Here is a 25,465-nt window from a genome sequence, read left to right as displayed (position 1 = left end):
ACCGCCGCCCTAAGGGCGGATAAGTCGCAGAAGAAGGGTCGTGCGGTCCATGTCGATGCGGGTCATGGCCGAGGCGGCAGGACTTGTCCACCGCCGAGCGGCGCCAAATTGGCGTTGACGCTCCGTTAAGCCTCACCGGTCTAGCCGGCAGAGAGGCGGAAAAGTCTCACATTAACATATGTTTTGAAGGGCTTGGAATGCGTCAGCTCGTCTATATCAGCAGCGTGCGGAAACCGGCGGAGGTCGATCCGGCGGTGATCCTCGCCCAGTCGCGGCGCAACAATGCGCGGGCGCGGGTGACGGGCCTGCTATTCTTCGACGGCAAGCGCTTCCTTCAGGCGCTGGAAGGCGACGACGCCACGGTCGACGCCACGTTCGCGCGTATCCAGGCGGACGGCCGGCATCACGCGCTGGTGGTGCTGTCGAACCGCAGCATCGAGCAGCGCGAGTTCGGCGAATGGGCGATGGCCTATCAGGCGCCGGGCGAGGACGGCGGCGATCCGCTGGAACGGATCGGCAGGCTCACCGCGAACGCCGACCCGGCGGTGCGGGCGACGTTCGCGGGGTTCGCCAAGGTGCGGCGCGCGGCCTGACCGATTATTGCGCGGCGAAGGCGGCGTGGATGTGGAGCTTGACCTCGTCCGACACGACCGGGGCATAGGCGCCGACGCCGAAGTCGCTGCGCTTGATCGTCGCGGTGCCGTTAAAGCCGAAGTTGAGCTTCTTGCTCATCGGGTTGGCGCCTGCGCCGACGAAGGTCGCGTCGATCGTCACCGGCTTGGTCTGGTCCTTGATCGTCAGATTGCCGGTGATCGTCGCCTTGTTGCCACCACGCGGGGTCACGCTCGTCGAGACGAAGCGCGCGGTCGGATATTTGGCGGCGTCGAAGAAGTCGGGCGACTGGAGGTGCTTGGCGAACGGCGCCGCAGTGACGGCGAGCTCGGCGATCTGGAAGGTCACGTCGACCTTGGCGGCGGCGGGCTTGGCGGGATCGATGGTGATCGAACCGGTCGAGGCGCCGAACATGCCCTGCAACATCGAGAAGCCCATGTGGTTGACCTCCCACGACACCTGCGTGTGGGCGGGATCGACCTGATAGGTGCCGGCGGGGACCTTCGCGCTCGGCTGGCCGGGCTGGCCCGGCGCGGTCGGGATGATCTGGGCGACGGCGGGGACGGCGGCCGTTGCGAGCACGGCGGCAAGGATGAGACGCATGGGGGAAGCTCCGAAGGTTGTTTCGGAGGTTAAACCATGGGTTTGTGACAATCGGAAGAGGCAAAGCCGAAACGGATCGTTGGTGATCTGATCGACTCAAACTTTCGTCATCCCGGCGAAAGCCGGGACCCATGGTTGCGGCGCGGTCGAGGTTCCGCACAACGCCGACACCATCGTGACCATGGGTCCCGGCCTCCGCCGGGATGACGATCATGGGTCAGTTCTTGTCCTTGTCGACCAGCTTGTTGGCGCCGATCCACGGCATCATCGCGCGCAGTTCGGTGCCGACCTTCTCGATCGGATGCGCCGCGGCCTGCTTGCGCGCCGCCTTCAGCTCGGGCTGGCCGGCGCGGTTGTCGAGGACGAAGTTCTTGACGAAGCGGCCCGACTGGATGTCGGCGAGCACGCGCTTCATTTCCTTCTTGGTCTCGTCGGTGATGATCCGCGGGCCGGTGGTGATGTCGCCATATTCGGCGGTATTGCTGATCGAATAGCGCATGTTGGCGATGCCGCCCTCATACAGCAGGTCGACGATCAGCTTGGTCTCGTGCAGGCACTCGAAATAGGCCATCTCGGGCGCGTAGCCCGCCTCGGTCAGCGTCTCGAAGCCGGCCTGGATCAGATGGGTGATGCCGCCGCACAGCACCGCCTGCTCGCCGAACAGGTCGGTCTCGCATTCCTCGCGGAAGTTGGTCTCGATGATCCCCGAACGGCCGCCGCCGACGCCGCTGGCATAAGCGAGCGCGACGTCATGCGCGTTGCCGCTGGCGTCCTGATGGATCGCGATCAGGCAGGGCACGCCGCCGCCGCGGACATATTCGCTGCGGACGGTGTGGCCCGGGCCCTTGGGCGCGATCATGATGACGTCGATGTCCGCGGGCGGCTCGATCAGGCCGAAATGCACGTTGAGGCCGTGCGCGAAGGCGAGCGCCGCGCCGGGCTTCATATTGCCCTTGAGGTCCGCATCCCAGATCGCCGCCTGATGCTCGTCGGGGGCGAGAATCATGACGATGTCCGCCCATTGCGCCGCTTCCTTGTTGGACTTGACCGCGAAGCCGGCGTCGATCGCCTTCTTGGCGGTCGCCGAGCCTTCGCGCAGCGCGATCGCCACGTCCTTGACGCCGCTGTCGCGCAGGTTCTGAGCATGCGCATGGCCCTGCGAGCCATAGCCGATGATGGCGATCTTCTTGTCGGTGATCAGGTTCAGATCGGCGTCGCGATCGTAATAGACTTTCATGCTTCTTCCTTTCGTCACCGCGGGTGACGGGTGGGGGGTAAAACTCAGGCCGCCTCGCGGCCGCGGGCGATGGCGACGATGCCGGTGCGGGCGACCTCGATCAGGCCGACCTCGCCCATCAGTTCGACGAACTTGTCGATCTTCTCGATCGCGCCGGTCACCTCGAAGACGAAGCTGGTCGTCGTCGCATCGACCACGCGGGCGCGATAGACATCGGCGAGGCGCAGCGCCTCGATCCGGTGGTCGCCGGTGCCGGCAACCTTGACCAGCGCCAGCTCGCGTTCGACGTGCGCGCCCTGCGCGGTGAGGTCGGTGACCTTGTGGACGGGCACCAGCCGGTCGAGCTGCGCGATGATCTGCTCCATCGTCGCCGGCGAGGCGCTGGTGACGATCGTGATGCGGCTGACCGTCTTGTCGGCGGTGATCTCGCTGACGGTCAGGCTCTCGATATTGTAGCCGCGCGCGGTGAACAGGCCGGCGATCCGGGCGAGGATGCCCGGCTCGTTGTCGACGATCACCGCCAGCGTGTGGCGTTCGGCAGCTTCGGTCTTGATGTGCATCCGCATCGTCACCCCAGCGAACGCTGGGGTCTCCCTATGATATGAGCGCGCGCTTGCAGCGCGAGACCCCGGCTTTCGCCAAGGTGACGGTCTGGTCGGGTCAGACCAGCGCCTTGGCCTCGTCGTCCATGGTGCCGGAGACCTCGTTGGCCTGCAGGATCATGTCGGTATGCGCGGCACCCGACGGGATCATCGGAAAGCAGTTCGCCAGCTTGGCGACGCGGCAGTCGACGATCACCGGCCCGTCATGGTCGAGCATCGCCTGGATGCCGTCGTCCAGTTCGCCCATCGTCTCGATGCGGATGCCCTTCCAGCCATAGGCCTCGCCGAGCCTGACGAAATCGGGCAGCGAGTCCGAATAGCTTTCGGCATAGCGGCTCTCGTAGGTCAGCTCCTGCCACTGACGCACCATCCCCATATATTCGTTGTTGAGGATGAAGATCTTGACCGGAAGCCGGTATTGCGAGGCGGTGGCGAGCTCCTGGATGTTCATCTGGATCGAGGCTTCGCCGGCGATGTCGATGACCAGCGCGTTGGGATTGCCGAGCTGCGCGCCGATCGCCGCGGGCAGGCCGTAGCCCATCGTCCCGAGACCGCCGCTGGTCAGCCATTTGTTGGGCTTTTCGAAGCCGAAATGCTGCGCGGCCCACATCTGGTGCTGGCCGACCTCGGTGGTGATGATCGGGTCGCGGCGATGCGTCGCCTCCCACAAGGCGCGGACGGCGCGCTGCGGCATGATCGCCTCGCCCGTCTCGGGGAAGCTCAGGCTCTTCACCGCACGCCAGCCGGCGATCCGGTTCCACCATTCGCGCGTGTCCGGCTTGGGATGCTGGCGCGCCTTCCAGATGCGGACCATGTCCTCCATCGCATGGCCGGCATCGGCGATGATCGCGAGATCGACGCGGACGTTCTTGTTCACGCTCGACCGGTCGATGTCGATATGGACCTTGCGGCTGTTCGGGCTGAACGCGTCGAGCCGGCCGGTGACGCGATCGTCGAAGCGGCTGCCGATCGCGACGATCAGGTCGGCCTGGTTCATCGCCATGTTCGCCTCATAGGTCCCGTGCATGCCGAGCATGCCGAGGAACTGGTCGGACGAGGCGGGGAAGCAGCCGAGGCCCATCAGCGTCGAGGTCACCGGTGCGCCGGTGATCCGCGCCAGCTCGCGCAGCAATTGCGACGCCGCCGGACCCGAATTGATGATCCCGCCGCCGGTGTAGAGGATCGGCCGCTCCGCCGCGGCCAGCATGTCGACGAGCTGCTCGATCTGCGGCTGCGATGCCTTCACCTGCGGGCGATAGGTCTTGTGCTGGATCGGGCCGGGCTTGCTGTAGCGCGCGGTCGCGACCTGGACGTCCTTGGGAATGTCGACGACGACGGGGCCGGGACGGCCCGAGGTCGCGATATGGAACGCCTCGTGGATCGTCGCGCCGAGCGTCGCCGGGTCCTTCACCAGGTAATTGTGCTTGGAACAGTGGCGCGTGATGCCGACCGTGTCCGCCTCCTGAAAGGCGTCGGTGCCGATCAGTGCGGTCGGCACCTGCCCGGTGATGACGACCATCGGGATCGAATCGAGCAACGCGTCGGTGATGCCGGTGACCGCATTGGTCGCGCCCGGCCCCGAGGTGACGAGCACGACGCCGGGCTTGCCCGTCGAGCGGGCATAACCCTCCGCGGCATGCGTCGCCGCCTGCTCGTGGCGGACGAGGATGTGCTTGAGCCGCGCGCCGTTCGCATTGGCGCGGAACATCGCGTCATAGATCGGCAAGACCGCCCCACCGGGGTAGCCGAACACGACCTCCACGCCGAGATCGCACAGCGCCTCGACCAGGATGTCTGCTCCGCTCTTTTCGCCCACGGTCTGTCTCCAAATGTTGGTATACGGAAAATGTTACGGTGCGGTTAGCGGTGCGGCAGGATGGGGTCAACCCTCTTTGCGCAACAAACTTGCTATCGAATCAATCAAACCGTTAGAAAGTGTCTCGCGTAACCAGTTGTCCGGCGGTTGATTACGGAACCAAGTATATTGCCGTTTGGCATAGCGCCGGGTGTCGAGCTGTATGCGGGCAAGCGCCGTATCGCGGTCGGCGGTTCCCGCCAGCAGCGCCGATATCGGCGGCACCCCGATCGCACGGCGGATCGGCGCATCGTTGGGCAGGTCCGCACGGGCGAGCAGCGTAGCGACCTCGTCGATGGCGCCTTGGTCGAACATCGCGACACAACGCGCGTCGATCCGGGCGAACAGCGTCTCGCGATCAGGCAGCAGAATGGCCGCGGCGAGATCGATCGCATCGCCGATCCCGCCCGCGCGCTCACGCTGCCACGCGGCGAGCGGCCGGCCGGTGGACCGGACCACTTCGAGCGCGCGCGCGACCCGCGTGGTATCGGCAGGGGCGAGGCGCGCGGCAGCCTCGGCATCCTCGATCGTCAGCAGCCGATGCGCGTCGGCGACCGGCAGCGCGCGCACGGCGGCGCGGATCGCGGGATCGATCTCCGGCACCGGCGCGATGCCGTCGAGCAAGGTGCGCAGATACAGGCCGGTGCCGCCGACGAGGATCGGCAGTCTGCCCGCGCCATGCGCCGCGGCGATCTCCCTCCGCGCCTCGGCGGCCCAGCGTGCGGCGGAATAGCCGGCGTCGGCGGCGTCGATATGGCCGAACATGCGATGCGGCGCCGCGGCGGCCTCTTCGACGCTCGGGCGTGCAGTCAGGACGGCGAGATCGGCATAGACCTGGCTCGCGTCGGCGTTGATGACGACGCCGTCGTGCGACTGCGCGAGCGCGATCGCGGCGGCGGACTTGCCGCTGGCGGTCGGCCCTGCGATGAGCGCGACCCTTGGTTTGGGGTTGGAGGCTGCGATGTTCACCGCGACGCTCATAGGCGAAACGCTCGGGTCAGGCGACCTGTCGGCGGCGACGGACCGCCTCGCCGCGGCCGGCTGCGCCCCCGGCGACGTCGCATGGCTGGACGAAGGCGTGGCGGCGGACGTGGTCTTCTCGGCCGATCCGGCGGCCGCGCGCACGGCGCTGGAGGGCGCCTTGCCCCGCACCGACGTCATCGTCCAGCCGACCGCGACGCGGCGCAAGGCGCTGATCGTCGCCGACATGGATTCGACGATGATCACCGTCGAGTGCATCGACGAGCTCGCGGATTATGCCGGCATCAAGGCGGACGTCGCCGCGGTGACCGAGGCGGCGATGCGCGGCGAACTGGATTTCGAGGGGGCGCTCGACGCGCGCGTCGCGCTGCTCGCGGGACTGGACGAGGCGGTGATCGCGCAATGTCTCGCCGAGCGGGTGCGGATCATGCCGGGCGCGAAGGCGCTGGTGCGGACAATGCGGGCGAACGGCGCGGCGGCGGTGCTGGTGTCGGGCGGCTTCACCCGCTTCGCCGACCCCGTCGCCGCCGAAATCGGCTTCGATCGCGCGATCGCCAACGTGCTGCTGATCGAGGGCGGCCGGCTGACCGGCACCGTCGCCAAACCGATCGTCGGATCGGCGACCAAGGAGGACACATTGCTCGCCTGGATTGCCGAGCGCGGCATCGATCCCGCGCTGTCGCTCGCGGTGGGCGACGGCGCCAACGACCTTGCGATGATCAAGCGGGCGGGGCTCGGGGTCGCCTATCACGCCAAGCCGATCGTCGCCGCGGCAGCCAGCGCGCGCGTCGATCACGGCGACCTGTCGGCATTGCTTTATGCGCAGGGTTATCGGCGCGCCGACTGGGTCGACGGATAACGCTCGCCGGGCGGACCTAAGGCGCGACGACCACGCATGCGACGCCCGCGGTCGCGCACGCCTTCTGCGCCGCCGCCTTCGATGCGAAGCCGCTCGCTTGCAGGCGGATCACATTGCCGGCCTTGGCATAGACCGGCTGCGCGCCGGCGAGCTTGCCGCGCACCCGCGACCATTGCGTCTGCGCGTTCGCCTGCGTGCTGAACGCGCCGAGCTGGATCTTCCACGCGCCGCCGGCGGGCGCCGCCGCGGGCCGGGGCGGGGCGGGGCGTTTCTCATGCGCCACGATGCGATCGGCGACCGGGCGGTCGGGCGACAGATCGGCGGGGGCCGGTTTTTGGTGCGGCGGTGCCTTCGCCGGGGTGGCGATCGGAACGGTGCCGCGGCGCGGGGCGGTCGCCTCTGCCGCCATCATGCCGCCGCGGTCGGCGGCGGGCGGACCGGCGCGCAGGTCGGTCGCGTAGCGCTGCGCCAGCGCCGTGCCGCGCTGACGGTCGGCGGGGGTGATATATTGGTCCATCTGCGCCAGCGTCTCCGAAGCCGACTTCAGCCCCGCCTGTGACGCCATCGTCATCAGCGCATAGGCGCGGGGATAGTCGCGGGGCACGCCGTCGCCGTTGAACAGCATCGTGCCGAGCACCAGCTGGCCGCGCGGCTCGCCGCGCCGCACCGACTTCTCCAGCCACGGCGCGGCCTCCGCCTTGCGACCGGCCTGGAACAGCGCGAAGCCGTAATTGTCCTCGGCCTGCGGATGGCCTTGCAGCGCCGCCTTGCGGAACCAGCTTTCCGCCAGTGCCGGATCGAGCGGCACGCCGCGGCCGAGCTTGTATGCCTGGCCGAGGTTGAACTGCGCATCGGCGTCACCCGCGACCGCCGGGCCGCGCCATTGTGCCACCGCGCCGGCGAAGTCGCCGCGGGTCCAGGCGTCGACGCCGGCCTTGACCACCTGCGCCCCGGCCGGCGCGGCACCGGCGAGGCAGGCCAGCAGCGCGACCGCGATCCAACCGGTATTTCGCATCCTCGTCACCCTCTTCCCCATATCGGCAGCATCATGCCCCGGACGCGCGCGCAGGCAAAGCCACATCGCGCAAAGCGCTACATTAACTGTCCGTTAGCGCTGTCCTGTCAGGTTCGCTTACGATTTGACGGCACAGATTGAAGGGGGCCTATGCGCGTTCTCGCGATGGCATCGCAAAAGGGTGGTTCGGGCAAGACGACATTGTCCGGACATCTCGCGGTGCAGGCCCAGCTCGCAGGGCACGGCCCGGTGGTCCTCATCGACATCGATCCGCACGGTACGTTGGCCGACTGGTGGGGTGATCGCACCACGGCCTATCCCGCCTTCGCGCAGACCGTCGTCGCGCGGCTCCAGGCGGATCTTGAGATGCTGCGCCAGCAGGGGGTCAAGCTGGTGATGATCGACACGCCGCCGGCGAACATGCTCGCGATCCAGAGCGTCATCGCCGCCGCCGAGCTGGTCGTCGTGCCGACGCGGGCGTCGCCGCACGATCTCCGGGCGGTGGGCGCCACCGTCGACCTGTGCCAGCGCGCGGGCAAGCCGCTGATCTTCGTCCTCAACGCCGCGACGCCCGACGCACCGATCAACGCCGACGCCGCGGTGGCGCTGGCGCAGCATGGCAGCCTCGCGCCGGTGATCGTCCACCAGCGCCTCGATTACGCCACGGCGATGACCGACGGCCGCACGGTGATGGAGGTCGATCCCGGCGGCCGGTCGGCGGCCGAGATCGCGCAGCTGTGGAGCTACATTTCCGGGCGGCTCGAGACCAATTTCCGCCGTACCGTGTTCAGCGTGCCGACGGTGCATGGCGGCGGCTTCGGGCCGCGCCCGGCGACGGGTGGCTTCGGCCGCCGGGTGGTCGGGGCATGAGCGCCGTGATCTCTTCCACCCCGCGGCTGGTCCTGACCTTCGGCCTGTCGGCGCTGGTGCTCGGCGGCTCGGTGGTCGGATGTACCGGCGGCAGCGGGCGGATCGCCGCGGCGAGCGATCGCAACGACCGGATCGTCGCGCGGACCGCGGGGCTGCACGCCGACGGGGCCGCGCGGGCGCTGGCCAAACGCGATCCCGCCACCGCGATCGAACGCGCCGAGGCGGCGGTGGCGCTGGCGCCGCGCAATGCGGATTATCGGCTGGTGCTGGGGCAGGCGTATCAGCAGGCGGGGCGCTTCGCGTCGGCGCGCGATACCTTCGCCGAGGTGCTGGAACTGACGCCGGGCAACGGCAAGGCGGCGCTGAGCCTCGCGCTGGCGCAGATCGCCACCGGCGACTGGTCGGCGGCGCAGGCGACGCTGGCGCACAACGCGGCGATCATTCCGGTCGGCGACCTCGGCCTCGCCACGGCGCTCGCCGGCAATCCGGCCGGGGCGATCGCGACGCTCAACGCGGCGGCGCGCGAACCGGGTGCCGATGCCAAGCTGCGGCAGAATCTGGCGCTGAGCTATGCGCTCGCCGGTCAATGGGCGATGGCGCGGGTCGCGGCGGCGGCGGATATGTCGCCTGCCGATGTTGATGCGCGGCTGGAGCAATGGGCGGCGTTCGCGCAGCCGCGGGCGGCGTCGGATCAGGTGGCGAGCCTGCTCGGCGTGACCGCCGGCGCCGATGGCGGGCGACCGGTCGCGCTGGCGCTCAACGCGCCGGTGCCGGTGATGCCGGCGCAGGAGGCGCCCGTACGCACCGCCGCGGTCGAGACGCCGGCGCCGACCTCGCCGTTCACCCGCGTCGTGTTCGCGCCGCCGCAGGAGGTGGCGCAGCCGCTGCCGACGATGCTGCGCGCCGCCGTCGCCCCGGTACGGCAGGCGGTGGCGCTGAAGGTGCCCGCGGCGGTCGCAGGCGACTGGTATGTGCAGATCGGCGCGTACAGCAACGTCGCGGTCGCCAAGTCCGGGTGGACCGAGGCGACGCGACGCTTCGCTGCGCTGACCGGGCAGCGGCCGACCGGGACGATGGTCGCGGCGGCGCAGGGGTCGCTCTACCGCGTGTCGGTGGGCGGGTTCAGCCGCGCCGAGGCAGACCGGCTGTGCGGCCGCTATCGCGCCGAGGGCGGCGCCTGCTTCGTCCGCCGCGAGGCCGGCGACCGGATCGCGCAATGGCTGCGCGCGCCGGTGCAGGTGGCGGCGCGCTGATCAGACCTCGCGCCCGGCCTTCCACAGCCTGAGCACACGGCCCTGGACGGGCAGGCCGTCGAAGGGCGTATTGCCCGCCGAGGCGAAGGCCTCGCCGTCGACCTGCCACGGCGTGTCGGGGTCGAACAGCATCAGGTCGGCGGGCTTGCCGACCTCCAGCGTCCCCGTGTCGAGCCCGAGCACCTGCGCCGGGTTGACCGCGAGCATCCCCAGCAATCGCTCGAGCGGCAGCACGCCGTCGCGCACCAGCAGCAGCCCGAGCGGCAGCAGCGTCTCCGCGCCCGCCATGCCCGCCGCCGAATCGACGAAGGGCAGGCGCTTCGCCTCCGGCCCGTGCGGGTCGTGGCCCGAGGACAGGACGTCGATCGTCCCGTCCGCCACGGCGGCGCGCGCCGCCAGCCGGTCGCCCTCGCTGCGCAGCGGCGGCGACAGATGGGCGTAGGTGCGGAAGTCGCTCATCGCGATGTCCGACAGATGGAGATGCGCCGGTGTGATGCCGCAGGTGACGCGCACGCCGCGGCGCTTGGCGGCGCGGATCAGGTCGAAGGCGGCGGCGGTCGTCGCCTGGCGAATGTGGAGCCGCGCGCCGCTTTCCTCGGCGAGCATCAGGTCGCGCGCCACCGCCAGCGCCTCGGCCACCGCCGGCGCGGCGGGCAGGCCGTGCCGCGTCGCCGTCTCGCCGTCGGTCGCCACCGCGCCTGCGGTCAGCGCGCCGTCCTCGCCATGCGCCACCACCGCGATGTCGAGGTCGCGGGCATAGGACAGGACGCGCAGCATCACGCCGCTGTCGGCGATCCAGCCGCGCCCCGTCCCCACCGCGCGCGCGCCGGCCGAGGCGCAGATCGCCATCTCCGCCATGTCGGTGCCGGCGAGGCCCTGCGTCGCCGCGGCGATCGGGTGGATCCACAGATCGGGCTTGCCGATCAGCGCGGCGCGCTGGACGACGCCGGGATCGTCGAGCACCGGATTGCCGTCGGGCATCAGCGCGACGCGGACGATGCCGCCGGCGCGGCAGGCGTCGCGATCGACCTTGAACACGCCGAGGTCGACGATCCCCGGCGCCAGCAGCTTGCCGCCGCAGTCGACCGTCACCGCATCGCCGGGCAGCTCGAACGGGCCGCGCGCGACGATCACGCCGTCGCGGACCAGCAGCCCGCCCGGCGCGACCCCGGCGACGGGGCAGGCGAGCCGCGCATCGAGGAAGGCGATCACGCTCATGCCCAGCCCTCCACGCCGCGCGCGCGCCGGGTAAGCACGTCGAGACACGCCATCCGTACCGCCACGCCCATCTCCACTTGCTCGGTAATCGCCGATTGCGGCCCGTCCGCCACCACCGAATCGATCTCCACCCCCCGGTTCATCGGCCCCGGATGCATCACCAGCGCGTCGGGCAATTTCGCCAGCCGTTCCGGCGTCAGCCCGTAGCGCAGCCGGTATTCGCGGCTCGACGGGATATAGCCGCCGGCCATCCGCTCGTTCTGGACGCGCAGCATCATCACCACGTCGGCACCGACCAGCGCCGCGTCGAAATCGGTGAACGGCGTCACCCCCATCCGCTCGATCCCGGCGGGCATCAGCGTCGACGGCGCGCAGACACGCACCTCGGCGGCGAGCGCGGTGAGCGCGAGGATATTCGAGCGCGCGACGCGGCTGTGCAGCACGTCGCCGCAGATCACGACGCGCTGGCCGGCGATCGAGCCCTTGCGGCGGCGGATGGTGAGCGCGTCGAGCAGCGCCTGCGTCGGATGTTCGTGGCGGCCGTCGCCGGCGTTGAGCACCGGGCAATCGACCTTGTCGGCGATCAGCCGCACCGCGCCGCTCGCCATATGGCGGATGACGATGACGTCGGCGCGCATCGCGTTGAGCGTCTGCGCGGTGTCGATCAGCGTCTCGCCCTTCTTCACGCTCGACTGCGCCGCGTGCATGTTGACCACGTCGGCGCCGAGCCGCTTGCCGGCGATCTCGAAGCTCAGCAGCGTGCGCGTGCTGTTCTCGAAAAAGGCGTTGATCTGGGTGAGGCCGGCGAGCCGCTTGTCGGGCGCGGCATGGCTGCGGTTCGCCGCGACCCAGCTTTCCGCCTCGTCGAGCAGAAAGGCGATCTCATGCGGCTGGAGCCCGTCGATGCCGGTGAGGTGCCGGTGCGGGAAGACGGCGCCACCCTGGATCAGGGCAGCGGGGCGGTGGTCCGAACGGTTCATCAAGCGCGCCGGTTAGCGCGCAGGGCGGGTGGGGGCAAGCGGGGAGGGAGCCGCCATCTAATTGTGGCGGGATTGGGGCAACGTGGACAAGATGGACACTTGAACGGAAACGATCCGGCCCGATCGTTTCCGTTTTGGTGATGTTGCGGGTCACGATGCGAAAGAGCGGGCAGGGTGTAGCAGAGGGGGTGGGGTGTAGGACAGGGGTGCGGGTCGGCGGCTGTCTACGGTCAGGCGGCTTGCGCCACCCGCTCGACCTTGATGTCATCCTGATGCTCGCGCACCAGCGCAAGGTCGTAGGCGAGCTGCATACGCAGCAGCGTATCCGCCTTGATGCCGAACGCTTTTTCGAAGCGCAGCGCCATATCAGGGGACAATCCACCGTGGCCGTTGAGCAGATTGCTCAGTCCCTGACGCGACACGCCGAGGTGCTCGGCGAGCGCCTTCACGGTGATGCCGTGCGGCTCGACGACTTCGCTCTTGAGCCAGTCGCCGGCGTGGACCGCGAGCGACGGATGCAGACTAAGTGCCATGATAATCCTCCAGATCCATGTGCGAGAAGCGGATTTCCTATTCCTTGGCGTGCGGCGCCATGATTGTATGGTTGTTCAAGATGCCGTTACAATCGAGCAAAAACAGGAGGCAGTGAAATGATGGGCACATCGAATCGACTGGTGGCACTGCTCGCCGCTGCCGTGATCGCATCGCCGGTTCTGGCCAAGCCTTCGCAATTTCCGGCGCCCGTTGGAGTTACTTTGCTCCTCCGCGATCAAGCCATTGGCTGTTATCGGGGGTACAGCTTCTCGACGTCTTCGACCTTGAAGGACGTCGTCGACCATTATGATCGGCAGGCGAGGAAGTCCGGCTTGAATCGTTCCGCGGTTCAGCAACGTCCCGGGTTTCACTTCTCGACCTATAGCGACGCGTCCGGATTTTCTTTGAGCGTAGCCGTAAACGCTCAATCGAAGCCGACCACGGCTACCGTCATGTACCGCGAGGGCAAGAGCCTAATCCGCTGCTGATGTTCCTGCCGATCCGCGGAGAAAGGCCGTCGTCGAGAAGAACCTGCCCTGACCAGGCCATTTCGCAAGTCATCAGCGTTCTTGACGTATCACCAGCGCATCGATCGGCGCTTGCAGGATGTGCGCCACAGCGGCGGTCGATAGCGCAGCGGTACCGAGATTTGAAGAATGGCCGCATCCTTGGTATATACATGGCATATGCAATGGAGGTTGCGAGATGGCCGAGCCCGCCCCGATCCGCGACGTTCGCGAAGCGAAGCTGTTCCGCAACAACCGCAGTCAGGCCGTCCGCATTCCGGCGGAGTTCGAATTTTCCGGCAGTCGTGTCCTGATCCACAAGGAGGGTGATCGTCTCATCATCGAGCCCGAACCCCGGCTCAACCTGCTCGACACGCTTCGGTCCCTGTCTCCCCTCGATCCTTCCGATGCTTTTCCGGACGATCTCGACGCGCCGCTGTTGCCGCTCAGGGACATCGATCTGTGAGCCGGACCCGCTATATGCTCGACACCAACATCGTGTCCGATCTGGTGCGCAGCCCTCAAGGCCGGGTCTTCGAACGGGTGGCAGCTCACGGGAGCGATGCGATGTGCATCAGCATCATCACCGCGGCCGAGTTGCGCTACGGATGCGCGAAGAAGGGTTCGCCAAGACTGGTCGCGCAGGTGGAGGCCATCCTCGCGAGCATCGACATTCTGGCCCTCGATGTCCCCGCCGACGCGGAATATGCGGGTATTCGCGCCGGACTGGAAGCTGTTGGCAAACCGATTGGTCCGAACGACCTTTTGATTGCGGCGCACGCTTACGCCGTCGGCGCAACGTTGGTCACGGCCAACGTCGGGGAGTTCCAACGTGTTCAAGGTCTCCGCGTAGAAAACTGGATCGGTTGATACAGTCTAGCGGAATTGCCTCCCCGGCATCTGTCCATCTTGGGAAAGACGGTGCCGCGTAATTTTGATTATCGCGATCCGCGCTCAAGTAACGGGACGGCCGGCAACTCACCCCTTACACCATCACCAGCGCGTCGATCGCCGCTTGCAGGATGTGCGCCGCGGCGAGGTTGTCGATCCGCTCGGCGCGTTTGGCGCGGCTCATATCCTGTTCGATCATCGTGCGTTCCACCGCGACCGTCGACCAGCGTTCGTCCCACAGCAGGATCGGCAGGCCGAGGTCGGCACAATTCTTCGCGAAGGCGCGGGTCGACTGGCTGTGCGGGCTCTCGCTGCCGTCGAGGTTGAGCGGGAGGCCGAGGACCAGCCCCTTTACCTGCTGCACGGTGGCGAGCGCGACCAGCGCCGCCTTGTCCTTGGTGAACTTGCTGCGGCGGATCAGCTCGGCGGGGCTGGCGAAGCTCCAGCCGGCATCGCACAGCGCGGTGCCGATCGTCTTGGTGCCGAGGTCGAGGCCGAGCAGCCGCCCGCCCGCCGGCAGCGCCTCACGGAAGACGGCGCGGTCGGGGGTGATCATCGCTTCGCGCCGAAGGCGGCGAGCCGGCGCAGCGCATCGGCGCGGACGTTGGCCCAGAACAGGCTGTAGTCGTAGACGTGGTAATTGTTGCCGGGGAGCACGTAGCTGCCGACCTCGGGCGGCTCGCCGATCAGCAGGAAGCCGCGCGGGCCGCAACGCGCGGGCACCTTGCCGGGCGCGATCGTCGCGCTGCTGAGATCGGCCGAGGGGTAGAGCGTGCCCTGGTTGGCGGTGGCGGGGGCGGCGGCGTCGGCGGTGCCGGTCAGCGGGTTGGTGCAGACGAGCGGCGTGTCGCGGCGCGGGCGGCCGTCGAACCCCTGCGTCTGGTCGTAGACGTCGGTGATCTGCTGCGGGTCGGCGGGCTCGGCGAAACTCTCCCACGACAGCAGGCAGCGCGCCTGATCGGGGCGGGTGCATTCGGGCAGGCCGAGCGCGGCGAGGTCGGTGGTCTTCGACACCGGCCAGCCGACGACATAGGCGGCGACGATGCGCTTCGCGATCGGCTTGCCGGCGATCTGTTCGCGGAGCAGGCGGGTGAGGTGGAGCGCGCCTTGGCTGTGGCCGGCGAGGATGATCGGCCGCTTGGGATCGACCTGCCTGACGAAGGTGGCGAAAGCGGCGGCGACGTCGCCGTAAGCGAGGTCGAGCGCGCGATTGGCGTCGGCGACGCTGGTCAGGAAGGCGCCGAACGTCGCCTGCCGGTAGCGCGGCGACCAGATCTCGCCGGCGGCGTTGAACGCGCTCGCCTGGCCGCGCAGGAAGATCGCGGCGCGCGCATTGGTCTCGGCATCGTCGAGCTTCGCGTTCCAATGGTCGCGGCCGATGTACGAGGTGGGGTGGATGAAGAAGACCGCCGCCTTCGGGCTCGCCTCGGGCGTGTAGCCCGCGGGGGTCCAGAGCGCGGGATTGGCCGGGATGTCGGGGCGGGCGATCCACATCGCGCGATCGTCATAGCGCTTCGGATCGACGCGCGGCTGCGCCCTGAACGCCTCGGACGGGACCAGCGCCATGCGCAGGATCTCGACGCCGTAGAGCCGGTAAGCGAAGGCGCCGGCGATGACGAGCGCGATCAGGAACGCGAAGACGTAGAGGAATTTGCGGGCCAAGCGTGCGGGTTCCGGGCAGGGCAGGGAGGCCGCCTGATGAACGAGCCCCGGCGAACTGGCAACATACGGTTGCGCGCGGCCACGCAAGCGGAGGTTGCATCCGCCGAGCCGCCTCTGATAGGCGCAAGGCCATGTCCGTAGACACCGCCACCGTGAAGAAGGTCGCCGCGCTCGCGCGCATCGCGATCACCGACGAGGATGCCGCGCGCCTCGCCCCCGAACTCAGCAACATCCTCGGCTGGATCGAGCAACTGGAAGGGGTGGATACCGCCGGCGTCGAGCCGATGACCGCGGTCATCCCCAACCAGCTGCGCCTGCGCGAAGACGTGATCAACGCCGATCGGCTGACCGGCGGCGGCATCCGCGACGCGCTGATGGCCAATGCTCCCCAGGCGGAGCATGGCTTCTTTACCGTTCCCAAGGTGATCGAATAATGGCCGAGCTGACCGAATTGGGCGTCGCCGCCCTGCGCGACGGGGTGCGCAGCGGCGCTTTCTCCGCGGTCGAGGTCGCCGACGCCTTCGTGGTGAAGGTGGCGAAGGCCAAGCCGCTCAACGCCTTCCTCGTCGAGACGCCCGATCATGCGCTCGCCGCGGCGCGCGCCGCCGATGCCGCGCGCGCGGCGGGCGAGACGCTGAGGCCGCTCGCCGGCGTGCCGATCGGGATGAAGGACCTGTTCTGCACGAACGGCGTCGCGACGACCGCGGCGAGCCATATCCTCGAAGGCTTCGTGCCGACCTACGAATCGACGATCTCGCAGAAATTGTGGGATGCCGGCGCGGGGATGCTCGGCAAGCTCAACATGGACCAGTTCGCGATGGGCTCGTCGAACGAGACCAGCGCGTTCGGCAACGTGATCTCGCCGTGGCGGCGGCCGGGCAGCGACGCGCCGCTGGCGCCGGGCGGCTCGTCGGGCGGCAGTTCGTCGGCGGTGGCGGCGGGGCTGTGTCCGGGCGCGACCGGCACCGACACCGGCGGTTCGATCCGCCAGCCGGCGGCGTTCACCGGGATCAGCGGCATCAAGCCGACCTATGGCCGCTGCTCGCGCTGGGGGACGATCGCTTTCGCCTCGTCGCTGGATCAGGCGGGGCCGATGGCGCGCGACGTGCGCGACTGCGCGATCCTGCTCGAGGCGATGGCCGGGTTCGACGCCAAGGATGCGACCTCGCTCCAGCTCGACGTGCCGCGCTGGGAACAGGGGTTGTCGGGCAATCTCGCGGGCAAGCGCGTCGGTATTCCCAAGGAATATCGCGTCGACGGCATGCCCGAGGAGATCGAGGCGCTGTGGCAGGCGGGGATCGACTGGCTGCGCGATGCGGGCGCGGAGATCGTCGAGGTCTCGCTGCCGCATACCAAATATGCGCTGCCCGCCTATTACATCATCGCGCCGGCGGAGGCCTCGTCCAACCTCGCGCGCTATGACGGCGTGCGCTACGGCCTGCGCGAATTGCCCGAGGGGGCGGGGTTGCAGGACATGTATGCCGCGACGCGTGCCGCCGGCTTCGGGCCGGAGGTGAAGCGCCGCATCATGATCGGCACCTATGTGCTCTCGGCGGGCTTCTACGATGCGTATTACACGCAGGCGCAGAAGGTGCGGGCGCTGATCGCGCGCGACTTCGAGCGGGCGTGGGAGACGTGCGACGTGCTGCTGACGCCGACAGCGCCGTCGGCGGCGTTCGCGCTGGGCGAGAAGTCGGCCGATCCGATCGCCATGTATCTCAACGACGTGTTCACCGTCCCGTCGAGCCTTGCGGGCCTGCCGGCGATGAGCGTGCCGGGTGGGCTCGACAAACAGGGGCTGCCGCTGGGCCTGCAGATCATCGGCAAGCCGCTCGACGAGCAGGGCGTGCTCAACGCCGGGCTGGCGATCGAGCAGCGCGCGGGCTTCACCGCGCGGCCGCAGGCGTGGTGGTAGACGGTCGTCGCGTGAGGTGTTACCTTGGTAACACCGGAGGCGGGTGATGGCGACTTTACTTGACAAGCGCACGACGACGAACATGACGAGCAAGGGGCAGGTGCTGATCCCCAAGGACGTGCGCGACGCGATCGGGTTGGTGCCTGGCCAGCCCGTCGACGTTGGGCTGAACGATCGCGGCGAAGCGGTGGTCGTGCCGCGCAAGCGTTTGCAGGATGAGCCGCCCGACGTTCGTGACGCGCGCATCGAGGCAATGTTCGCCAGGATTCGCCGCAACCCGCAATTCACGCGGCCGACGGACGAGATCATGCGGGACTTGCGCGGCGACGAACCGCTGCCGTGATCCTGCTCGATAGCAACATCATCATCGATCTGCTCAACGTCGTGGATACGCCCGCGACCGTTTGGTCGCGCCAGACTTATGCGCGTTCGGTCGCCACCGATGTGCTCGGCTGCAATCACGTGATCGTCGCCGAAGTGGCGGCAGGCGCGCAACGGCCCGACGAACTAGCCAGTGATCTTGAAGGATTTCAGATCGAGACGCTGCCGTTCACGCAGGAGGCCGCATTGACCGCGGGCAAGGCCTTCGCGGCCTATCGAAAGCGGGGCGGCAACCGGCAATCGATTCTCGCCGATTTCCTGATCGCCGGCCACGCTCAGGTGCTCGGCGCGACGCTGATGACCCGCGATCGCCGGCTCGCGACCTATTTTCCAGACCTTACCCTCATCACCCCAGAGACGCATCCATGACCGAGACCAGCTACCGCATCCAGGGCGCCACCGGCGAGTGGGAGGTCGTGATCGGCCTCGAGGTCCATGCGCAGGTCACCTCCAACGCCAAATTGTTCTCGGGCGCGGCGACCGCGTTCGGGGCGGAGCCGAACACGCAGGTCAGCCTCGTCGATGCGGCGATGCCGGGGATGCTGCCGGTGCCGAACATGGAGTGTATCCGCCAGGCGGTGCGCACCGGCATGGCGATCGACGCGCAGATCAACCGCTGGTCGCGGTTCGATCGCAAGAATTATTTCTATGCCGATCTGCCGCAGGGCTATCAGATCAGCCAGCTCTATCATCCGCTGGTCGGCGAGGGCGCGATCGAGATCAGCCCCGACGACAAGAACCCCGACGCGACCAAGACGATCGGCGTCGAGCGCATCCATGTCGAGCAGGACGCGGGCAAGCTGATGCACGACCAGCATCCGACGCGCTCCTATGTCGACCTCAACCGCTCGGGCGTCGCGCTGATGGAGATCGTCAGCCGGCCCGACATGCGCTCGCCGGCCGAGGCGGGGGCGTATCTGCGCAAGCTGCGTGCGATCCTGCGCTACGTCGGCTCTTGTGACGGCAATATGGAAGAAGGCTCGATGCGCGCCGACGTCAACGTCTCCGTGCGCAAACCGGGCGGCGAGCTGGGCACGCGCACCGAGACGAAGAACGTCAATTCGGTGCGCTTCGTCATGGCGGCGATCGAATATGAGGCGAAGCGTCAGGTCGAGGTGATCGAGGACGGCGGCCGCATCGTCCAGGAGACGCGGCTGTTCAACGTCGAGAGCGGCACCACCCGCTCGATGCGCTCGAAGGAAGACGCGCACGATTACCGTTACTTCCCCGATCCCGACCTGCTGCCGCTCGAACTGGAGGAGGCGTTCCTCGCCGAGTGCCGCGCGAGCCTGCCCGAACTGCCCGACGCCAAGCGCAAGCGGTACGAATCGCTCGGCATCTCGGCCTATCAGGCGGACGTGCTGACCGCCGAGGTCGAGGCGGCGCGCTGGTTCGATGCGTTGCTCGACGCGGGCGCCAAGCCGGTCGCGGCGGCGAACTGGACGACGTCGGAGCTGTTCGGCGCGCTCAACCGCACCGGGCGCGACATCGCCGATGCGCCAGTGTCGCCGGCGCAGGCCGCCGAGCTGCTGGCGCTGGTCGCCGACGGTACGCTGTCGGGCAGCCTCGCCAAGCAGGTGTTCGAGGTGATGCTGGAGACGGGCGACGCGCCGGGAAGAATCGTCGAGGATCGTGGCCTCAAGCAGACCAGCGATACCGGCGCGATCGAGGCGGTGATCGCCGAGGTGATCGCCAAGAGCCCCAACCAGCTCGCGCAATATCGCGGCGGCAAGGAGACGTTGTTCGGCTATTTCGTCGGCCAGACGATGAAGGCGATGGGCGGCAAGGCCAATCCGGCGGTGGTCAATGAGCTGCTCAAGAAGGCGCTCGCCTGACCGCCGCGCGGTGACGACGATCGAGCTCGACGGGCGTGGCTGGCGGAGCAGGGCGGACTTCTACGCCGCGCTGCTGCCGCGGCTCGGCGCGGAACCGTGGGTCGGCGGCAATCTGGATGCATTGTTCGATTGTCTCGGCGGCGGGATCGCCGATCTGGCGCCGCCGTTCGAGGTGATCGTCCGTCATCTCGGCGATCTGCCGGCGGACGAGCTTGCCTATGTGCGGCGCGCGGAGCAGGTGTTCGAGGACGCCCGTGCGGAATTCGGGCGGGACGTGCGGTTGCGGTTCGTCTGAATTTGGGAGAGCAGGGATGATCGGTTTCGTTCGGGTCGCGACGCTTGCCCTGTCCCTCGTCGCGGTGCCGTTGGCGGCGCAACAGGCTGCGCCTGCGGCCGCGCCGGTACCCGCGCCGCAGCCGACGCCGGCGCTGCCGCGCGTCGCGTTGGAGACCAGCGTCGGGCGGTTCGTGATCGAGGCGGATATTGTGCATGCGCCGATCAGCGCGGGCAATTTCCTCAAATATGTCGACGGCAAGCGGCTCGACGGGGTGAACTTCTATCGCGCGGTGAAGATCGGCGACCATTTCGGCTTCGTGCAATTCGGGCCGGATGGCGAGATCAAGCGGCTGCTGCCGCCGATCAAGCATGAGCCGACGACGCAGACCGGCATCCGCCATACCGACTTCACCGTCTCGACCGCGCGGTTCGAACCGGGCAGCGCGCGCGGCGAGTTCACGATCAGCATCGGCGACCAGCCGTCGTTCGATGCGGACCCGAGCAAGCCGGGCGACAGTCTCGGCTATGCGGCGTTCGGCCATGTCGTCGAGGGGCAGGATACCATCCTGAAGGTCTTCGACGCGCCGGTGTCGCCGACCGCAACGCTGCGCGGCGCGTTCAAGGGCGAGGTGCCGGTGACCAAGGTGACGATCCTCACCGCGCGGCGGGTGAAATAGCGCTTCCCTAAATCCTCCCCCGCCAGGGGGAGGTGGCAGTGCGAAGCACTGACGGAGGGGGAGGATACGGTAAGCTTCGCGTTTGCGGAAACGCCCCCTCCACCACCGGCCTGCGGCCGGCGGTCCCCAGCACAGGGTCGATCATGCCCCCGGCATGATCTTGGATTGCCGGGGGGCAATCCAACCCTGTGCACCTGCTAAAGCGAGGGAGGAATCAGATGCCCTGATCGTGAGCATTATCAATGAGGCGCTTGCGATCCTTGCGTAGCTCGGCTGCGTTGCGCTCGGCGGGAACGCCTTGAGCCTCAATGCCCTCGACAGGCTCAGGGCGGACGGGGTGGGGTGGGACAAACGGGATTGAGGCGAGCGCTGGTAAGCGGAACGTCTTCCCACTAAAAAAAAGGCGGCCCCGCAGGGCCGCCTCGTCATTGTTGCGTCAGGTCCTGGTTCTTGACCTCGCCGCCGGTGCCGCTGTTGCCGTCGAAGGCGCCGGTGTCGGTGAAGCGCGAGGGTTCCTCGCCGCCTTCGCCGCGGGCAACCGCGTCGGCGCGGGCTTCGACCGCCTGTTCGATGTCGCTGCGCTCGTCCTCACGGGCGTCCGGATTGCTGTCCGGTGCGTCTTCGGGAAGGGCGTTGGGATCGGTGCTCATGCTCAGATCTCCGCCGGCTGCGCGGTGCCGGGATCGGTGGCGGGGATCGTCGGCGAGGGGACGTCGACGTCGGGCGCGGGCGTCTGGATCTCGGGCGGCGGTGAATCGGGCTGGACCGGTTGCGGGGTGGGGGCCGGCGTTTCGGGTGGGGGCTGGGTTGCCATGTCGGTCTCTCCTTCATATGACCCAACGTTCCGGGTGCGCGCCGGTTGCCTCTTCGCTTGCCCCCGGGCGCTACGCTGGTATAGACGCGCGCCCAACGGCGGGTCCTTTGTGCGGGCGTGGCGGAATTGGTAGACGCAGCAGGTTTAGGTCCTGCCATCGCAAGATGTGGGGGTTCGAGTCCCTTCGCCCGCACCAGTCCCGCCGCTTTCGGGCGGGACGGCAGCCTTATTGAATTTCCGTCAGATTTCTCAAGATTGAAGGCCGAACATGCAGACTGTCGAGACGTTGAACGAGGGCCTGAAGCGTGCCTACACGCTGACCATCACCGCCAAGGACATCGATGCCAAGGTCGATGCCGAAGTGAAGCGCATCGCGCCGCAGGTGAAGATGCCCGGCTTCCGCCCCGGCAAGGTCCCGGCCAATCTCGTGCGCAAGATGCATGGTGAATCGCTCGCCGCCGACGCGCTCAACAGCGCGATCCAGCAGGGCGTGCAGCAGCTGATCGCCGACAAGGCGCTGCGTCCCGCGATGCAGCCCTCGGTCGCGCTCAACGACGATTACGCACCCGGCCAGGACGCCGCGGTGACGGTCGAGCTGGAAGTGCTGCCGGCCGTCCCGGCACCGGCGATCGATTCGCTCAAGCTCGAGCGGCTGACCGTGCCGGTCGCCGACGAACTGGTCGACGAGCAGCTGCAGAAGTTCGCCGACCAGTCGAAGAAGTGGGATGACGCCGACGACAAGGCCGCCGAGACCGGCGACCTCGTCACCGTAGATTTCGTCGGCAAGACCGCCGATGGCGTCGCCTTCGACGGCGGCACCGGCACCGACATGGGCGTCGAGCTCGGTTCGGGCCGCCTGATCCCCGGTTTCGAGGAGCAGCTCGTCGGCGTGAAGCTCGGCGAGGAGAAGGTGCTCAACGTGACCTTCCCCGAGGATTACGGCGCCAAGGAACTCGCCGGCCAGCCCGCGACCTTCGAGATCACCGTCAAGAAGATCCAGGTCGCCGCGGAGAGCAAGATCGACGAGGACCTCGCCAAGAACCTCGGCCTCGAGAGCCTCGAGCAGCTGCGCGGCCTGATCAAGGGTCAGATCGAGCAGGAGCATAACGGCCTCACGCGCACCCATATGAAGCGCAAGCTGCTCGACCAGCTCGCCGAGGGTCACGATTTCGAAGTGCCGCCGTCGATGGTCGAGGCCGAGTTCGCGCAGATCTGGCAGCAGCTTGAGCATGAGGCAACGCACGAGGAAGATCCCGCCGCGGCGCTCGCCGAGATGGAAGCCGAGCGCGACGATTACCGCAAGATCGCCGAGCGCCGCGTGCGCCTGGGCCTGCTGCTGTCCGAAATCGGTCAGGCGAACGGCGTCGAGGTGTCGCAGCAGGAGATGAACCGGCTGATCGCGCAGGCCGCGCAGCAGTATCGCGGCGAGGACCAGCAGCGCTTCATCCAGTACGTCCAGCAGGAGCCGATGGCGGCCGCCCAGCTGCGTGCGCCGCTGTACGAGGACAAGGTCGTCGACTTCCTGTTCGACAAGGCCGAAGTGACCGACCGCGAAGCGACCCGCGAAGAGCTGGAAGCCGCGATCGAGAGCGAGGACGGTTTCGCGACCGGCACGCACACACACGATCACGACAACCACAAGCCCAAGGCGAAGAAGGCCGCGGGCGAGGCCAAGCCGAAGAAGGCCGCCGCCAAGAAGCCGGTCGCCGAGGGCGACAATGCGGCGACCGAGACCCCGGCCGAGGACGCCGGTGCCGAGGCGCCCGCCAAGAAGCCGCGCGCCAAGAAGGCCGCCGCGCCGGTCGAGGCCGAGACCGCGTTGACCGAATCGTCGCCGGTCGCAGCGGAAGCGGCGGAAGGCACCGAGGCCGCCGACGCTCCGGCGAAGAAGCCGCGCGCGAAGAAGGCCGCTGCGTCGAGCGAGGGCTGAGACTGATGGGGGAGGGGGCCGCGGTCCCCTCCCCACCATCGTCATCCCCGCGTAGGCGGGGATCCATAGGCGCTGACGCTGCGGCTCCATTGGAGACCTGCGCGTCTGGATCCCCGCCTGCGCGGGGATGACAAAACGCAGTGTATTATGCCAAACCCGTCGGTGCTGAGCCTGTCGAAGCATCGTGAGACTCACGGCCCTTCGACAGGCTCAGGGCAAACGGACGGATATCGGGTAGACGCATGCCGAGCGCCGCGATGAGGATTCACCCGTGACGCAACCGACGATCGCAGTCCTGCTGCCCTGCTACAACGAGGCGGCGGCGATCGCGCAGACCGTCGCTGGCTTCCGCGCCGCGCTGCCGGACGCCACCGTCTACGTCTACGACAACAATTCGACCGACGACACCGTGGCGGTCGCGCGGGCCGCCGGCGCCGTGGTCCGGACCGAGCGCATCCAGGGCAAGGGCAATGTCGTCCGCCGGATGTTCGCCGATATCGATGCCGACGTCTATGTGATGGCCGACGGCGATGCGACTTATGATGCAGCCTCCGCCCCCGCATTGGTCGCGCGGCTGCTAGACGAGCAATGCGACATGGTCGTCGGCAGCCGGATCAGCCAGGTGCAGGAAAGCTATCGCCGCGGCCATCGCTTCGGCAACGCGCTGCTCACTGGCATGCTCGCGCGGCTGTTCGGGCGCAGCTTCACCGATATCCTGTCCGGCTATCGCGTCTTCTCGCGCCGCTTCGTCAAGAGCTTCCCGTCGCTGTCCTCGGGGTTCGAGATCGAGACCGAGATCAGCGTCCACGCGCTCGAACTCAAGATGCCCTGCGCCGAGATCGAGACGCCTTATTTCGCGCGGCCCGAAGGCTCGGCGTCGAAGCTGAGCACCTATGGCGACGGCTTCCGCATCCTCAACACCATCCTGACGCTGTACCGGATCGAGCGGCCGCTGCTGTTCTTCGGGGTGATCGGCGCACTGCTCGCCGGCATCGCGGTGGCGATGAGCGTGCCGCTGGCGATCACCTATATGCACACGCATCTGGTGCCGCGCTTCCCGACCGCGATCCTGATCACCGGGCTGATGATCATCGCCGCGCTGTGCGGCTTCGCCGGTCTGATCCTCGATACCGTGGTGCGCGGGCGGCGCGAGGTGCGCCGGCTCGCCTATCTGACCCATCCCGCTCCGACCGCCAGGGCTTGAACTCCCCCGCGGGAGCGCCGATGTTGGCGATCTTCGGGGCATATAGAGAGATTTTCATGCATAATCCGTTCGAGACCGGCGACTTCACGAGCCCGATGGCCAGTGCCGGCCTTGGTTTGCAGCAGACCCAAGCGGGGCTCGTGCCGATCGTCATCGAACAGTCGAACCGCGGCGAGCGCTCGTTCGACATCTTCAGCCGCCTGCTGCGCGAGCGGATCATCTTCGTCACCGGCGGCGTCGAGGACGGCATGGCCAGCCTCATCACCGCGCAGCTGCTCTTCCTCGAGTCCGAGAACCCGAAGAAGGACATCTTCATGTACATCAACTCGCCGGGCGGCGTCGTCACGGCGGGCATGGCGATCCACGACACGATGCAATATATCCGTCCGCGCGTCGGCACGGTCTGCATCGGTCAGGCCGCCTCGATGGGCAGCTTCCTGCTCGCCAGCGGCGAGCCGGGCATGCGTGTCGCGCTGACCAATGCGCGGATCATGATCCACCAGCCGTCGGGCGGCGCGCAGGGCATGGCGTCGGACATCGAGATCCAGGCCAAGGAAATCCTGCGTATCCGCGCCCGGATGAACCAGCTGTACGCGCAATATACCGGCCAGCCGATCGAGGAGATCGAGCGCCGGATGGACCGCGACACTTTCCTGGAAGCGCATGAAGCCAAGGAATTCGGATTGGTCGACGAGGTGTTCGACAAGCGTCCGAGCCCCTCGGAAGACGTTGCCCAAGCGGCATAAAGGCGCAGT

General features: G+C 67.9%; 30 protein-coding genes and 1 tRNA gene. 18 read left to right on the top strand and 13 right to left on the bottom strand.

Annotation, left to right across the window (positions count from 1 at the left end; genetic code table 11):
* Positions 1–197 precede the first annotated feature (197 nt).
* Complete coding sequence (locus AC07UH_RS14625) at positions 198–593, top strand: BLUF domain-containing protein (RefSeq protein WP_038661894.1); 396 nt, start codon at positions 198–200, stop codon at positions 591–593.
* Between the two features lie 4 nt (positions 594–597).
* On the opposite strand, the gene AC07UH_RS14620 is transcribed toward AC07UH_RS14625, so the two are convergent.
* The 5 genes from AC07UH_RS14620 to miaA form a co-directional block, all read right to left on the bottom strand.
* A complete protein-coding gene (locus AC07UH_RS14620; protein ID WP_137897662.1) occupies positions 598–1,215 on the bottom strand; it encodes a YceI family protein in 618 nt (205 codons plus the stop codon).
* A 217-nt stretch (positions 1,216–1,432) separates the two neighbouring features.
* Positions 1,433–2,452, bottom strand: a complete 1,020-nt coding sequence (ilvC, locus tag AC07UH_RS14615) for a ketol-acid reductoisomerase (protein WP_137897661.1) — start codon at positions 2,450–2,452, stop codon at positions 1,433–1,435.
* Between the two features lie 44 nt (positions 2,453–2,496).
* The gene (gene ilvN, locus AC07UH_RS14610; protein ID WP_038666951.1) at positions 2,497–3,012 is read right to left on the bottom strand and encodes an acetolactate synthase small subunit; all 516 of its coding nucleotides are present in this window, start codon (positions 3,010–3,012) and stop codon (positions 2,497–2,499) included.
* A 100-nt stretch (positions 3,013–3,112) separates the two neighbouring features.
* On the bottom strand, positions 3,113–4,870 hold the full coding sequence (ilvB, locus tag AC07UH_RS14605) for a biosynthetic-type acetolactate synthase large subunit (RefSeq protein ID WP_038661884.1): 1,758 nt from the start codon (positions 4,868–4,870) through the stop codon (positions 3,113–3,115).
* A 66-nt stretch (positions 4,871–4,936) separates the two neighbouring features.
* Positions 4,937–5,872, bottom strand: coding sequence for a tRNA (adenosine(37)-N6)-dimethylallyltransferase MiaA (gene miaA / locus AC07UH_RS14600; protein ID WP_495189882.1), 936 nt, complete (start codon positions 5,870–5,872; stop codon positions 4,937–4,939).
* On the opposite strand from miaA, the gene serB reads away from it, so the two are divergent.
* The gene (gene serB / locus AC07UH_RS14595) at positions 5,871–6,749 is read left to right on the top strand and encodes a phosphoserine phosphatase SerB (RefSeq protein WP_495180828.1); all 879 of its coding nucleotides are present in this window, start codon (positions 5,871–5,873) and stop codon (positions 6,747–6,749) included. The two genes, miaA and serB, sit on opposite strands and share 2 nt — an antisense overlap.
* 16 nt (positions 6,750–6,765) lie before the next feature.
* Here the strand turns inward: serB and AC07UH_RS14590 are convergent, their stop codons facing one another.
* The gene (locus AC07UH_RS14590; RefSeq protein ID WP_495180827.1) at positions 6,766–7,764 is read right to left on the bottom strand and encodes an SPOR domain-containing protein; all 999 of its coding nucleotides are present in this window, start codon (positions 7,762–7,764) and stop codon (positions 6,766–6,768) included.
* A 150-nt stretch (positions 7,765–7,914) separates the two neighbouring features.
* On the opposite strand from AC07UH_RS14590, the gene AC07UH_RS14585 reads away from it, so the two are divergent.
* Positions 7,915–8,634, top strand: a complete 720-nt coding sequence (locus AC07UH_RS14585) for an AAA family ATPase (protein WP_495180826.1) — start codon at positions 7,915–7,917, stop codon at positions 8,632–8,634.
* Positions 8,631–9,887 (top strand): SPOR domain-containing protein, encoded by a 1,257-nt coding sequence (locus AC07UH_RS14580; protein WP_495180825.1) that lies wholly within the window; start codon positions 8,631–8,633, stop codon positions 9,885–9,887. The genes AC07UH_RS14585 and AC07UH_RS14580 overlap by 4 nt, the downstream gene beginning before the upstream one ends.
* Here AC07UH_RS14580 and AC07UH_RS14575 read toward each other — a convergent pair whose 3' ends face one another.
* The 3 genes from AC07UH_RS14575 to AC07UH_RS14565 form a co-directional block, all read right to left on the bottom strand.
* Positions 9,888–11,105: a dihydroorotase gene (locus AC07UH_RS14575; RefSeq protein WP_495180824.1), complete on the bottom strand. Its 1,218-nt coding sequence runs from the start codon at positions 11,103–11,105 to the stop codon at positions 9,888–9,890. It abuts the gene before it with no gap.
* Positions 11,102–12,085 carry an aspartate carbamoyltransferase catalytic subunit gene (locus tag AC07UH_RS14570; protein WP_038661866.1) on the bottom strand — a complete coding sequence of 328 codons (984 nt, stop codon included), beginning with the start codon at positions 12,083–12,085 and terminating at the stop codon, positions 11,102–11,104. The genes AC07UH_RS14575 and AC07UH_RS14570 overlap by 4 nt, the downstream gene beginning before the upstream one ends.
* Before the next feature lie 230 nt (positions 12,086–12,315).
* Entirely contained in the window at positions 12,316–12,618 is a 303-nt protein-coding gene (locus AC07UH_RS14565; RefSeq protein ID WP_495180823.1) for a HigA family addiction module antitoxin, read from the bottom strand.
* Positions 12,619–12,735: 117 nt separating this feature from the next.
* Between AC07UH_RS14565 and AC07UH_RS14560 the strand changes: the two genes are divergently transcribed.
* From AC07UH_RS14560 to AC07UH_RS14550, 3 genes are all read left to right on the top strand, one after another.
* On the top strand, positions 12,736–13,107 hold the full coding sequence (locus AC07UH_RS14560; protein WP_495180822.1) for a hypothetical protein: 372 nt from the start codon (positions 12,736–12,738) through the stop codon (positions 13,105–13,107).
* 217 nt (positions 13,108–13,324) lie between these two features.
* Positions 13,325–13,591, top strand: a complete 267-nt coding sequence (locus AC07UH_RS14555) for an antitoxin (protein WP_495180821.1) — start codon at positions 13,325–13,327, stop codon at positions 13,589–13,591.
* 14 nt (positions 13,592–13,605) lie between these two features.
* Positions 13,606–13,995, top strand: a complete 390-nt coding sequence (locus AC07UH_RS14550; protein WP_495180820.1) for a type II toxin-antitoxin system VapC family toxin — start codon at positions 13,606–13,608, stop codon at positions 13,993–13,995.
* A 115-nt stretch (positions 13,996–14,110) separates the two neighbouring features.
* Here the strand turns inward: AC07UH_RS14550 and ruvX are convergent, their stop codons facing one another.
* Both ruvX and AC07UH_RS14540 read right to left on the bottom strand, forming a co-directional pair.
* Positions 14,111–14,572, bottom strand: coding sequence for a Holliday junction resolvase RuvX (ruvX, locus tag AC07UH_RS14545; protein WP_495180819.1), 462 nt, complete (start codon positions 14,570–14,572; stop codon positions 14,111–14,113).
* A complete protein-coding gene (locus AC07UH_RS14540; RefSeq protein ID WP_495180818.1) occupies positions 14,569–15,678 on the bottom strand; it encodes a DUF3089 domain-containing protein in 1,110 nt (369 codons plus the stop codon). Before AC07UH_RS14540 ends, ruvX begins: the two co-directional genes overlap by 4 nt.
* A gap of 131 nt (positions 15,679–15,809) precedes the next feature.
* Between AC07UH_RS14540 and gatC the strand changes: the two genes are divergently transcribed.
* The 7 genes from gatC to AC07UH_RS14505 all read left to right on the top strand — a co-directional run bounded on the left by gatC (position 15,810) and on the right by AC07UH_RS14505 (position 20,762).
* Positions 15,810–16,112 carry an Asp-tRNA(Asn)/Glu-tRNA(Gln) amidotransferase subunit GatC gene (gene gatC / locus AC07UH_RS14535; RefSeq protein WP_495180817.1) on the top strand — a complete coding sequence of 101 codons (303 nt, stop codon included), beginning with the start codon at positions 15,810–15,812 and terminating at the stop codon, positions 16,110–16,112.
* Positions 16,112–17,593, top strand: coding sequence for an Asp-tRNA(Asn)/Glu-tRNA(Gln) amidotransferase subunit GatA (gene gatA / locus AC07UH_RS14530; protein WP_495180816.1), 1,482 nt, complete (start codon positions 16,112–16,114; stop codon positions 17,591–17,593). The genes gatC and gatA overlap by 1 nt, the downstream gene beginning before the upstream one ends.
* An 82-nt stretch (positions 17,594–17,675) precedes the next feature.
* Entirely contained in the window at positions 17,676–17,936 is a 261-nt protein-coding gene (locus AC07UH_RS14525; protein WP_495189880.1) for an AbrB/MazE/SpoVT family DNA-binding domain-containing protein, read from the top strand.
* A complete protein-coding gene (locus AC07UH_RS14520; protein ID WP_495180815.1) occupies positions 17,933–18,343 on the top strand; it encodes a type II toxin-antitoxin system VapC family toxin in 411 nt (136 codons plus the stop codon). The genes AC07UH_RS14525 and AC07UH_RS14520 overlap by 4 nt, the downstream gene beginning before the upstream one ends.
* The gene (gene gatB / locus AC07UH_RS14515; protein ID WP_495180814.1) at positions 18,340–19,809 is read left to right on the top strand and encodes an Asp-tRNA(Asn)/Glu-tRNA(Gln) amidotransferase subunit GatB; all 1,470 of its coding nucleotides are present in this window, start codon (positions 18,340–18,342) and stop codon (positions 19,807–19,809) included. Before AC07UH_RS14520 ends, gatB begins: the two co-directional genes overlap by 4 nt.
* Positions 19,810–19,819: 10 nt before the next feature.
* Complete coding sequence (locus AC07UH_RS14510; RefSeq protein ID WP_495180813.1) at positions 19,820–20,104, top strand: barstar family protein; 285 nt, start codon at positions 19,820–19,822, stop codon at positions 20,102–20,104.
* A 16-nt stretch (positions 20,105–20,120) separates the two neighbouring features.
* Positions 20,121–20,762, top strand: coding sequence for a peptidylprolyl isomerase (locus AC07UH_RS14505; RefSeq protein ID WP_495180812.1), 642 nt, complete (start codon positions 20,121–20,123; stop codon positions 20,760–20,762).
* 425 nt (positions 20,763–21,187) lie between these two features.
* On the opposite strand, the gene AC07UH_RS14500 is transcribed toward AC07UH_RS14505, so the two are convergent.
* A complete protein-coding gene (locus AC07UH_RS14500; RefSeq protein ID WP_038661840.1) occupies positions 21,188–21,412 on the bottom strand; it encodes a hypothetical protein in 225 nt (74 codons plus the stop codon).
* Positions 21,413–21,414: 2 nt separating this feature from the next.
* On the bottom strand, positions 21,415–21,576 hold the full coding sequence (locus tag AC07UH_RS14495) for a hypothetical protein (protein WP_495180811.1): 162 nt from the start codon (positions 21,574–21,576) through the stop codon (positions 21,415–21,417).
* Positions 21,577–21,687: 111 nt separating this feature from the next.
* On the opposite strand from AC07UH_RS14495, the gene AC07UH_RS14490 reads away from it, so the two are divergent.
* From AC07UH_RS14490 to AC07UH_RS14475, 4 genes are all read left to right on the top strand, one after another.
* Positions 21,688–21,772, top strand: a tRNA-Leu gene (locus AC07UH_RS14490).
* 72 nt (positions 21,773–21,844) lie between these two features.
* Positions 21,845–23,506, top strand: coding sequence for a trigger factor (tig, locus tag AC07UH_RS14485; protein WP_495180810.1), 1,662 nt, complete (start codon positions 21,845–21,847; stop codon positions 23,504–23,506).
* 271 nt (positions 23,507–23,777) lie between these two features.
* Positions 23,778–24,710 carry a glycosyltransferase family 2 protein gene (locus AC07UH_RS14480; RefSeq protein ID WP_495180809.1) on the top strand — a complete coding sequence of 311 codons (933 nt, stop codon included), beginning with the start codon at positions 23,778–23,780 and terminating at the stop codon, positions 24,708–24,710.
* 56 nt (positions 24,711–24,766) lie between these two features.
* Entirely contained in the window at positions 24,767–25,456 is a 690-nt protein-coding gene (locus tag AC07UH_RS14475) for an ATP-dependent Clp protease proteolytic subunit (RefSeq protein WP_495180808.1), read from the top strand.
* Positions 25,457–25,465 lie beyond the last annotated feature (9 nt).

The sequence above is a fragment of the Sphingomonas sp. GW821-FHT04B01 genome (assembly GCF_059420425.1).
The sequence above is the reverse complement of the archived record's forward strand: the minus strand, read 5'-3'. Positions and strand labels throughout refer to the sequence as shown.